A 10,676-nucleotide genomic window follows, 5' to 3' on the forward strand; every position below is an offset into this window, starting at 1 on the left:
GGGTCAGCCGGCGGGCTGGTCGTACCGGGCGACGCCTCCGAAGGCGCCGAACCGCTCCGGGTGCTCGTCCACGTCGGACGGTGAGTCGGGACGCCAGAGCGGCATGTGCACGACACCCGGTTCCAGGACGGTCCAGTCGCCGAAGAAACCGGTGACCTGTGCGCGGGAGCGCAGGGTGATCTCGGTGGCGGTACGGGCGGAGAGCCGCTGGGCGTCCAGCATCTCCTGCGGCTGGTCCTCGAATGTGGAGTGCGAGATGACCAGGAAGCTGCCCGGCGCGGCGGCCTCCCGCAGGGTGGCCAGGATCGCCTCGGGACGGTCGGCGTCCGGGATGAAGTGCACCACCCCGGCCAGCAGGATGCCCACCGGTCGACTGAAGTCGATCAGCCCGAGCTGTCGGGTCTCGGCGAGGATCCGCTCCGGCTCCCGCAGGTCGGCGTGGATCACCCCGGTCAGCTCGTTGCCGGCGAGCAGCTCCCGGCTGTGCGCGACGGCCACCGGGTCGATGTCGACGTACACCACGCGGGCCTTGGGGTTCACTCCCTGCGCCACCTCGTGCACGTTGCCCACGGTGGGGATCCCGGAGCCGATGTCGAGAAACTGGTCGATGCCGGCGTCGAGCAGCACCCGGACGGCCCGGCGGAGGAACTCCCGACCGGACCGCATGGTGGCGGCGAGATTCGGGGTCATGCTGGCGATCTGTTCGGCCAGCTGCCGGTCGATCTCGAAGTTGTGCGCCCCACCCAGAAAGTAGTCATACACCCGGGCCGCGCTCGGCCTGGTCAGATCGATCTCGGTCGGCAGTCCGTCCGGCATCAGTGTGCTCCCCAGTTCATCGCCGCGGCGCGGGACGGCACCGGCGGACGGGCGTGCCACGGGCACGCGCGAGCGCCGGCCGACCCGCGGGTCGTGTGGTGTGGACCACTCTAGGCGGCTGACTCCAGCAACAGCGAGATGCCTTGACCAACGCCGATGCACATGGTGGCCAGCGCCCGTCGGCCGCCGCGACGGCGCAGCTCCAGGGCGGCGGTCAGCGCCAGCCGTGCCCCGCTGGCACCGAGCGGGTGCCCCAGCGCGATGGCCCCACCGTTCGGGTTGACGTGGTCGGCGTCCACCGGCAGCCCCAGTTCACGCAGCACCGCCACGGACTGCGCGGCGAACGCCTCGTTCAGCTCCACCACGTCCACGGCGTCCAACCCGACGCCGACGCGGTCGAGCAGCTTGCGGGTGGCCGGCACCGGGCCGATCCCCATGATCCGCGGCGGCACACCGGCCACCGCGGCACCGACGATCCGGGCCAGCGGGGTCAGGCCGTACCGGGAAACCGCCGCCTCGCTGGCCACCAGCAGCGCGACCGCGCCGTCGTTGACGCCCGAGGAGTTGCCGGCGGTGACCGTGCCACCGTCGCGGAACGGGGTGGGCAGCACGGCCAGCTTCGCGAGCGTGGTCTCCCGGGGGTGCTCGTCGACCTCGACCAGCCGGGTCTCCCGACGACCGGCCGGCACGGACACCGCCACGATCTCCTCGGCGAAGCGGCCGTCGGCCTGTGCCTTGGCCGCGCGCTGCTGCGAGCGGTACGCGAAGGCGTCCTGCTCGGCCCGGCTGACGCCGTACTCGGCGGCCACGTTCTCCGCCGTCTCCGGCATCGAGTCGACACCCCAGCCGTCACGCATCAACGGGTTCACCAACCGCCAGCCCAGCGTGGTGTCGTACACCTCGGCCGAGCGGGAGTACGCCGACGTCGCCTTCGGCATGACGAACGGCGCCCGGCTCATGCTCTCCACCCCGCCGGCGATCACCAGCTCCGCGTCCCCGGCGACGATGGATCGGGCGGCGGTGGCGAGCGCGTCCAGACCCGAGCCGCAGAGCCGGTTGACGGTGCCGCCCGGCACCTCCTCGGGCAGACCGGCCAGCAGCGCCGCCATCCGGGCCACGTTGCGGTTGTCCTCGCCGGCCTGGTTGGCGCAGCCGAGCACGACGTCGTCGACCCGCGCCCAGTCCACCGAGGGGTGGCGGGCGACCAGTTCACGGATCACGTGCGCGGCCAGGTCGTCGGGGCGGACGCCGGCCAGCGCGCCCGCGTACCGGCCGATCGGGGTACGGACACCGGCCACCAGGTATGCCACGGTCATCGCGAGTCCTTAGGGGGTGCAGACGGCGGGGGTGGGGCACGCCCACCGGGTCGCGAGGGCTGCCGGCCGCCAGGATATCCGCGCCGGCAGCGGATAGGTTGACGGCATGGCCCGGGCCCAGTTCAGCGCAGAGACCAGCGGCGGTGGCGCGTTCGTCCGCCAGCCGAACCGGTTCACCGGTCGGGTCACCGCCGACTCGACAGCCCCACCCGGCGGCGGCCCGGACGAGGAGGACCGTTGGCCACTGGAGGCCGGCCGTTACCGGCTGATCTGGTGCCGCGCCTGCCCCTGGGCACACCGGGCGAGGATCGTGCGCGGCCTGCTCGGGCTGGACGACGCGATCTCGCTGGGCACCGTCGACCCGATCCGGGACGAGCGGGGCTGGGCGTTCGCCCTCGACCCGGACGGCTTCGACCCGGTCCTCGGGGTGAGCTTCCTCTCCGAGGCGTACCTGGCCACCGACCCCGACTACACCGGCCGGGTGACGGTGCCGGCCCTGGTGGACACCCTGACCGGTCGGGTGGTCACCAACGACTACCCGCAGCTCACCCTCGACTTCTCCACCGAGTGGCGGCGGCTGCACCGGCCCGACGCACCGGATCTGTACCCGGTCGACCTGCGCCCCGAGATGGACGCGCTGATGGCCGAGATCCACGCCGACGTCAACAACGGCGTCTACCGGTGCGGGTTCGCCACCTCGCAGGAGGCGTACGACGAGGCGTTCCGGGCGCTCTTCGCCCGGCTGGATGCGCTCTCCGAGCGGCTGGCCGGGCAGCGTTACCTGATGGGCGACGCGATCACCGAGGCGGACGTGCGGCTGTTCACCACGCTGGTCCGCTTCGACGCGGCGTACCACGGGCACTTCAAGTGCAACCGCGACAAGCTGACCGAGATGCCGGTGCTCTGGGCGTACGCCCGGGACCTGTTCCAGACGCCGGGCTTCGGCGAGACGGTGGACTTCGACCACATCAAGCGGCACTACTACGGCACGCACCGGGAGATCAATCCCAGCGGCATCGTGCCACTCGGGCCGGACGAGTCGGGCTGGCGCACGCCGCACGGGCGTGGCTGAGCCGGGTCGGTCCGCCGCCCCGAGCGCGCCCACGACGGGCGGGGACATCGCCCGCCGGGCCGCCGGGTCCGCCGCGGCCGGCTGCACCCTGGCCGGCGCGGTGGCGGTGACGCTCGCCGTGGTCGCCGGTCCCGGTCCAGGGCTCACGGGGTACGTCAGCGAGGCGGGCATCGCCGGCAGCGCCCACGCCGCTACGTACCGGATCGGGATCCTGGCCCTCGCCGCCGCGTTGCTGCTGATCGGCGCGGCGCTGCCCCCGGGGGTGTGGGCGGCGGCTCCGGCGCTGCTCGCCACCGGGGCCGTGTTCACCGCCGTGTCCGGGGCGGTGACCTGCTCCGACGGATGCCCGCTGCCACCGTTCGAGCGGGCGACGACGGCGGACCTGGTGCACGGCGGCGCGAGCATCGCGGCGACCGCGGCGGTGGTCTTCGCCATGATCACGCTTGCCGTCTCCGGGTCGGTCGGCAGCATGGTGCGCCGACTGGCGGGCGGGGCCGCCGTGCTGGCCCTGCCGCTCTGCGCCACTGTGGGGTTGGCGATGCTCGTCATCGGCCGGGGCACACTGGTGGGGGTGCTGGAACGACTGATCCTCGCCCTCGCGGTGCTGTGGGGCCTGTGCACCGCCACCGCACTGGCCCTCTGTAAGGAGCCTCACCCCGACCGATCCTTCCAATAAGCGGGAATCGGCGTAACGTCGGCGAGCGATGACCAATGTCTGGGGCCTCACTGTCCGCCTGTATGTCGATCTCCGACTGCAGGCCAGTGGCATCTGTCCGGGCTAGCCGTTTCCACGCCTGCCCCGATCGGACCGGACAATTGGATAGATCTTCATGCCCTTCAGCCTGCGCAAAATTCCCTTCTCCGTGCAGATCCTGCTCGGCCTCGTGCTCGGCGTGGCGCTGGGCTTCCTGGCCCGCACCAACGACCTGAGCTGGCTGACCAGCACCCTGCACACCGTCGGCAGCCTCTTCATCCAGCTGCTCAAGCTGGCCGTGCCGCCGCTGGTCTTCACCGCCATCGTGGTCAGCGTGGTCAGCCTGCGTGGCGTCGCCAACGCCGCCCGGCTCGCTCTCAAGACCCTGATGTGGTTCGGCATCACCGCGCTGATCGCGGTGAGCATCGGCATCGGCCTCGGCCTGCTCACCAACCCCGGCAAGGGGGTGACCCTCGACCTGGGTGGCGCCACGGCGCCGAAGAAGACCGGTTCGTGGACCGACTTCCTCACCGGCATCGTGCCCACCAACCCGGTCGGCGCGTTCGTCGAGGGCAACGTCCTGCAGATCGTCTTCCTGGCCGTCGTCATCGGTGCCGCGGCCCTGCTGGTCGGCGAGGCCGCCGAACCGTTCGTGGCGCTGAACCGCTCCCTGCTGGAGATCGTCCAGAAGGCGCTCTGGTGGGTCATCCGGCTCGCCCCGATCGGCACCCTCGGGCTGATCGGCAACGCCGTCGCCTCGTACGGCTGGGACCTGCTGGCGCCCCTCGCGAAGTTCACCACCGCCGTCTACGTCGGCTGCGCCATCGTGCTGTTCGTGGTCTACCCGCTGGTCCTGATCCTTGCCGGCCGGCTCAACCCGCTGCGCTTCTTCGCCGGTGCCTGGCCGGCGATCGAGCTGGCCTTCGTGTCCCGCTCCTCGGTCGGCACCATGCCGGTCACCCAGCGCTCCGTCGAGCGGCTCGGTGTGCCCCGCGAGTACGCCTCGTTCGCGGTGCCCTTCGGCGCCACCACGAAGATGGACGGCTGCGCCGCCATCTACCCGGCCCTCGCCGCGATCTTCGTGGCCCAGGTGTTCGGCGTGCAGCTCGGCATCGGCGACTACCTGCTGATCGCCTTCGTCTCGGTGGTCGGCTCGGCGGCCACCGCCGGTCTGACCGGCGCGATCGTGATGCTCACCCTCACCCTCAGCACGCTGGGCCTGCCGCTGGCCGGCGCCGGCCTGCTGCTGGCCATCGACCCGATCCTGGACATGATCCGCACCGCCACCAACGTCGCGGGGCAGGCACTGGTGCCGACGGTGGTCGCCGCCCGCGAGGGCACCCTCGACCGCACCGCGTACGAGTCCGCCGGCCGGCGTGACCTGACCGAGCCGGAGCCGGCAGCCGACACCCGACCCGAGCTCAGCCCCGTTCCTGCCTGATCGGTTCGCCCAGACGACGACGGGCCCCTCTCCCCGGGGGGCCCGTCGTCGTGTCGGAGAGGATGACCCCATGAGTTCCCTGTTCACTCCCCTGGCCCTGCGCGCTGTCACACTGCCCAACCGGATCGCCATGGCACCCATGTGCCAGTACTCCGCCGGCCCCGACGGTCTGCCCACCGACTGGCACCTGATCCACCTCGGCAGTCGTGCTGTCGGCGGCGCCGGCCTGGTCCTGACCGAGGCGACCGCCGTGCTTCCCGAGGGCCGGATCAGCCCGCAGGACACCGGCCTCTGGTCAGGTGCGCACGTCGACGCCTGGCGGCCGGTGACCGCGTTCGTCGCCGCCCACGGCGCGGTGCCGGCCGTACAGCTCGCCCACGCCGGCTTCAAGGCCTCCACCTACCGTCCGTGGGCGCCGGAGCGCGGCGGCGTGCCGGACGCCGAGGGCGGCTGGACGCCCGTCGCCCCCGGCTCGGAGCCGTTCACCGCCGGCTACCGGACGCCGACCAGCCTGGACGAGGCCGGCATCGCCGGTGTGGTCGAGGCGTTCGCGGCCGGAGCCGAGCGCGCAGTGGACGCCGGCTTCGCCGCCGTGGAGATCCACGCCGCGCACGGCTACCTGCTCAACGAGTTCCTCTCGCCGTTGACCAACCACCGCACCGACGGCTACGGCGGCGACCGTGCCGCCCGGATGCGACTGACCCTGGAGGTGGCCCGCGCGGTGCGCGCCGCGGTCGGCGAGGACGTGCCGGTGCTGACCCGGATCTCCGCCACCGACTGGGTCGAGGGTGGCTGGACGATCGACGACAGCGTGGTGCTCGCCGGTGAGCTGGCCGGCGTCGGCGTCGACCTGGTCGACGCGTCCTCCGGCGGGGTGAGCGTGGACCAGCGCGTCCCGCTCGGCCCCGGCTACCAGGTGCCGCTGGCCGCCCAGATCCGCCGCGACGCCGGCGTGCCGACCGGCGCGGTGGGCCTGATCGTGGAGCCTGAGCACGCCGAGCAGATCGTCGCCGGCGGCGAGGCCGACCTGGTGCTGCTGGGCCGGGAGTTGCTGCGCGACCCCTACTGGCCGCGTCGGGCCGCCGCGAAGCTCGGCGTCGCCTACTCCGGGCCCGCCCAGTACGCCCGCGCCGCCTGAACCCCGACCGGTCGGGCGGCCGCCCACACGGCGGCCGCCCGACCGTCGGTCAACCGGCCAGGTGCGACCAGTCGCCCTCCAGGTCCTGCCAGGTGCCCTGGGCCGCCACCGTGCCGCCGAGCAGCACCACCACGTGGTCGGCCCGGACCAACGCGGCCCGCTTCGCCGTCGAACCGACAACCGTCACGCCATGGCCGCGCAACGCCTCCCACAGCGCCAGCTCGGTGGTGACGTCCAGCGCCGACGACACATCGTCGGCGACCAGCAGTTCGGTACGCGGGGCCAGCGCCCGGGCCAGCGCCAGCCGCTGCAACTGCCCCCCGGAGAGCCGGGTGCCCTTGTGCCCGATGAGCAGGCCCAGCCCTCCACCGGCGGCGGCCAGGTCATGGTCGAGCTGGGCGGTGCTGACCGCCCCGGCCGCGTCCACCTGGTGCCCGAGGGCGATGTTGTCGGCCACCGTGCCGGACAGCACCCGGGGCAACTGGGCGACGTAGCCGACCTGGTTGGGACGCAGGAACAGCTCCGGCTCGGTGACCGGGTCACCGTTCCAGGCCAGCTCGCCGGTGTGGTGCACGATCCCGGCCAGCCCGCGCAGCAACGACGACTTGCCCGACCCCACCGGCCCGACGACCAGCACCAACTGGCCCCGCTGCACGGTCAGGTCCACGTCGCGGACGGCCACCGTACCGTCGGAGTGCACCACCCCGAAGCCGCGCAACTCCAGCCGACGCAGCGGGTGGCGGGGCGGCATGGTCGGCGCGGGCGCCGTCCCGGCGGTCAGGTCGACCTCCGGCACCCCCGCCGAGTACGCGCTCACCCCGGTCATCGCCGCGGTTCGCCGGGTCCAGACCCGCGCCGAGGGCAGCTGCGAGATCAACGACGCCGTGGTCCAGGCGAACCAGCGGGCCGCGCCCAGCGTGGAGACGGCCACCAGCACCGCCCCGGCGGAGAGCGAACCGTTCAGGTACAACGCCCAGGCGCCGATCGGCAGCAGCCCGCTGGCCATCGACGGGGTGGAACGCGCCCACACCTGCACCGCGATCTCCCGCCGCTGCCGGTCGCTGCGCAGCACGTCCAGGCCCGCCAGGTGACGCAGCACCGCAGTGGTCGCGCCGGCGAGCTTCACCGTCCGCGCCGCGGAGAGCGCGGAGACCAGCGCGGTGGCGAACGCGGCCCGCGCCGCCACCGTCGCCCGGGCCGCGCGCTCCAGTTTCGGCCCGAACAACGTCGCGGCCAGCCCGGAGACGACCATCGTGCCGAGGAAGAACAGCCCGGGTACGACACTGCCGGTGACCGCCGTCATGGCGACCACGAGCACCAGCGCGACGGTCTGGTCCAGCACGTTGTCGGCCAGCTGGACCACCCGCTCGGTGTCCCCACCCTGCGCCACCACCTCGGCCGGGGTGTGTGAGCTGACCCGACGCGGCCCGGTCTGGCCGTGCACCAGGCGAAGGCCGATGCGCAGCATCTGCCGCACCCACCACTGCGGGAACCAGACATGGGTGTAGAACGGCAGCGGCAGGGTGATCAACAGCCCGGCGACGATCCCCACCGCCGGCAGGTACGGGCTGCCCGTCCCGTCGACCAGGTCCGCCCAGAGCCAGGGCAGCACCGGGCCGTCCAGCCCGAGCAGGCTGAGGCCGAGGAACAGCACGATCGCCGCCGCACCGTACCGGGGATCGTTGGTGCACAGCCGGAAGATCTCCCGCAGCGTCCTGGCCGGCGGCACGGGCGGCAGTGGCGGCGGATCGGCCCGGGTCGGCGCGACCGGCTCGGTCGGCCTGACCAGGGCGGGCACCGACGCGACCGGCTCGCTCGGCCAGGCGTTGGCCGGGTCGGGGCCGACCAGCAGGTCGGTGCCGGCGCTGGTGCGACCCGACGGCGTCACCGTGGCGTACGCGGCGGCGTGGCTGGTCGCCAACAGTTCGGCGAAGCGGGTCGACGTTTCCAGCGGACCGGCCTCGACCACCGCGCCGTCGGCCAGGACGACCACCTCGTCACAGCGGCGTACCGAGGAGAGCCGGTGCGCGATGACGATGCCGATCCGGTCGCGCAGCAGCCGTTCGGTGGCGCGCTGCACCCGCGCCTCGGTGACCGGGTCCAGGCGCGCGGTGGCCTCGTCGAGGATCACCACGTGCGGCTCCCGCACCAGGATCCGGGCGAACGCCACCAACTGCTCCTGACCGGCGGAGAGCACATGCCCGCCCTCCCCCAGCCGGGTCGCCAACCCGTCCGGCAACTCGGCGATCCAACCGGCCAGGCCCAACTCGTCGAGCGCCCGGGCCGCCGCGTCGAGCAGCTCCGGGTCGAAGAGCGCGACGTTCTCGGCGAGCGTGCCGGCCAGGATCTCGGTACGCTGCGGCACCAGCGCCACCCAGCGGCGCAACTGCTCGACGTCGAGGTCACACAGGTCGGTGCCGCCGAGGAAGACAGTGCCCGGCGGCACGTCGACCGCCCGGGTGAGCACCTTCGCCAACGTCGACTTGCCCGAACCGGTCCGTCCGATCAGCGCGTACGACCGACCACGGGCGAAGGTGAGGCTGAGCCCGCGTAGCGCGGCCCCCCGGTCACTCTCCCCGTACCCGAATGTCAGGTCCCGAATGCGCAGGTCGCCCTCGCTCGGGCTGGCCCCGCCGACCGGTTCCTGCCGGGCCTTGTAGAGCAACTGCACCCGCGCCCACGCGCCGAGGGCCTCCTGGATCTCCGGCACCATCCGGCTGACATGTTCCGCGGTGGCCCCGAACGCCAGGGCGAGCAGCCAGATGGCGGTGAGCCGGGCGGCGTCGATCCGGTCGGTGGCCAACGCCCACGCACCGCCGAGCACCACCGCGCCGATGCCAGCCCGGATCGTCGCGGTGGCCACCGTCGCCACCCGGGCGGACAACACCCAGACCACACTGCCCCGCGACAGCACGGCAGCGGCCCGCCGGGCGTACAACCGCAGCACGTACGGCCGCGCCAAACTGGTGCGTACGTCATCCTGGCCGTGCACCGCCTCCTCCATCACGGCGGCCAGGTCGGACCACGCCTCCTCCTCGGCCATCCGGGCCGGGCCGATCCGTGCCGTGGGCCGACGCAGTCCGATTGCGAGCACCACCGTGAGCAGCAGCATCGCGATCCCCGCCGGCCACCAGACGACAAGCGCGACCACCATCGACAACAGACCGACGCAGAGGCCCTGGGCCAGCCGGGTGCCCTGGTTACGAACCGCCGACGCCACCTGATAGACATCCCCGTCGATGCGGTCCAGCAGCTCACCCACCGGGGTGGTCTCCAGGGTGGGCAGGTCCTGCCCGAGAGCGACGCGACAGAGCCGGCGACGCACGTCGGCGGACCAGTCGGCGGTCAGGCCGGCCATCAACAGGCTCACCGCGAGGTCGCTGAGGACCACAGCGACCAGAGCCCCGGCCAACACGGCGAAGAAGCCAGCAGAACGATGCACCAGCACCGCGCCGGCCAGCGCCGACGCGCCCGCCTGCCCAGCGGCGCCCACCACGATCAGAACGGCCACTATCGTCATACGGCGGGTCGAGGTGCCCCACAGATCACGGAGCAGGCGCATGGAAAGTCCTCCGGGACGTGGGTGGCGGAGACCTCAGCCTGCCGGCGCCAACCCGTCAACTCAACCGATTTTCCGGTCCTGAGCAGGGCCTCCGCCGGTTCAGCCAGGAGCAGCGGCGGACCGGCCCAGGCCCCGTCCGCCGTCACCCATCGGCCCCGTCCGCCGTCGACCGTCGGCCCCGTCCGCCATCGACCATCCGTCCCGGGCCCGCCCCTACCGCACGGCACGGCCCGGACGACCCGTACGCCCGGCCGAACACCCGACGGGGCGTCTTCGGGGTTCTTGATCGACTCGGGTTTCATGAAGTCGGGGTGGCCCGGCGTCCCGGATGCCCCGGTTTCCGTGAACCCGAGTGGATCACGGGCGTGCGGGCCGCTTCGGCGCCGTGGGGCCGTGGTCGTGTGGGTGGTGTGTCGGGTTGTGGGGTGTGTGTGGGTGGTGACCGGGCGCACCCGCAGGCGGGAATCGTGGCCGGGCCGGGGTCGTTACACACCCTGACGATCGCAGCAGCACCTCCCGCCGCCCGGTCTTCACGGGCGCGGGATCCGAGGTCCGGCAGGGTGGAATGCCCGCCGCCACCCGGTCGTTATGGTCCCCACGATCGACCGCAGGCACCGCCGTGATGGGGGTGCCGACA

General features: G+C 72.9%; 7 protein-coding genes. 4 read left to right on the plus strand and 3 right to left on the minus strand.

Going from position 1 to position 10,676, the window contains the following annotated elements:
* Positions 1 to 3 precede the first annotated feature (3 nt).
* Together IF22_RS0129640 and pcaF are read right to left on the minus strand one after the other, a co-directional pair.
* Entirely contained in the window at positions 4 to 816 is an 813-nt protein-coding gene (locus IF22_RS0129640; RefSeq protein WP_030337630.1) for an SAM-dependent methyltransferase, read from the minus strand.
* Positions 817 to 926: 110 nt separating this feature from the next.
* Positions 927 to 2,132 carry a 3-oxoadipyl-CoA thiolase gene (gene pcaF / locus IF22_RS0129645; RefSeq protein WP_030337631.1) on the minus strand — a complete coding sequence of 402 codons (1,206 nt, stop codon included), beginning with the start codon at positions 2,130 to 2,132 and terminating at the stop codon, positions 927 to 929.
* Between the two features lie 106 nt (positions 2,133 to 2,238).
* Here pcaF and IF22_RS0129650 point away from each other — a divergent pair, with 106 nt between their 5' ends.
* From IF22_RS0129650 to IF22_RS0129665, 4 genes are all read left to right on the plus strand, one after another.
* Entirely contained in the window at positions 2,239 to 3,204 is a 966-nt protein-coding gene (locus IF22_RS0129650; protein ID WP_030337632.1) for a glutathione S-transferase family protein, read from the plus strand.
* Positions 3,197 to 3,880 carry a DUF998 domain-containing protein gene (locus IF22_RS0129655; protein ID WP_051708861.1) on the plus strand — a complete coding sequence of 228 codons (684 nt, stop codon included), beginning with the start codon at positions 3,197 to 3,199 and terminating at the stop codon, positions 3,878 to 3,880. The genes IF22_RS0129650 and IF22_RS0129655 overlap by 8 nt, the downstream gene beginning before the upstream one ends.
* Before the next feature lie 166 nt (positions 3,881 to 4,046).
* A complete protein-coding gene (locus tag IF22_RS0129660) occupies positions 4,047 to 5,339 on the plus strand; it encodes a dicarboxylate/amino acid:cation symporter (RefSeq protein ID WP_030337634.1) in 1,293 nt (430 codons plus the stop codon).
* A gap of 70 nt (positions 5,340 to 5,409) precedes the next feature.
* Positions 5,410 to 6,477, plus strand: coding sequence for an NADH:flavin oxidoreductase/NADH oxidase (locus IF22_RS0129665; RefSeq protein WP_030337635.1), 1,068 nt, complete (start codon positions 5,410 to 5,412; stop codon positions 6,475 to 6,477).
* A 49-nt stretch (positions 6,478 to 6,526) separates the two neighbouring features.
* Here the strand turns inward: IF22_RS0129665 and IF22_RS0129670 are convergent, their stop codons facing one another.
* Positions 6,527 to 10,039 carry an ATP-binding cassette domain-containing protein gene (locus tag IF22_RS0129670; RefSeq protein ID WP_030337636.1) on the minus strand — a complete coding sequence of 1,171 codons (3,513 nt, stop codon included), beginning with the start codon at positions 10,037 to 10,039 and terminating at the stop codon, positions 6,527 to 6,529.
* Positions 10,040 to 10,676 lie beyond the last annotated feature (637 nt).

This window comes from Micromonospora parva (assembly GCF_000718515.1).
Classification (GTDB): Bacteria; Actinomycetota; Actinomycetes; order Mycobacteriales; family Micromonosporaceae; genus Micromonospora; species Micromonospora parva.

What these genes read in the sequence shown, in the direction of transcription:
- IF22_RS0129670 (WP_030337636.1), bottom strand. Translation starts at nt 10,039, where the DNA reads ATGCGCCTGCTCCGTGATCTGTGGGGCACCTCGACCCGCCGTATGACG.
- IF22_RS0129650 (WP_030337632.1), top strand. Translation starts at nt 2,239, where the DNA reads ATGGCCCGGGCCCAGTTCAGCGCAGAGACCAGCGGCGGTGGCGCGTTC.
- IF22_RS0129665 (WP_030337635.1), top strand. Translation starts at nt 5,410, where the DNA reads ATGAGTTCCCTGTTCACTCCCCTGGCCCTGCGCGCTGTCACACTGCCC.
- pcaF (WP_030337631.1), bottom strand. Translation starts at nt 2,132, where the DNA reads ATGACCGTGGCATACCTGGTGGCCGGTGTCCGTACCCCGATCGGCCGG.
- IF22_RS0129640 (WP_030337630.1), bottom strand. Translation starts at nt 816, where the DNA reads ATGCCGGACGGACTGCCGACCGAGATCGATCTGACCAGGCCGAGCGCG.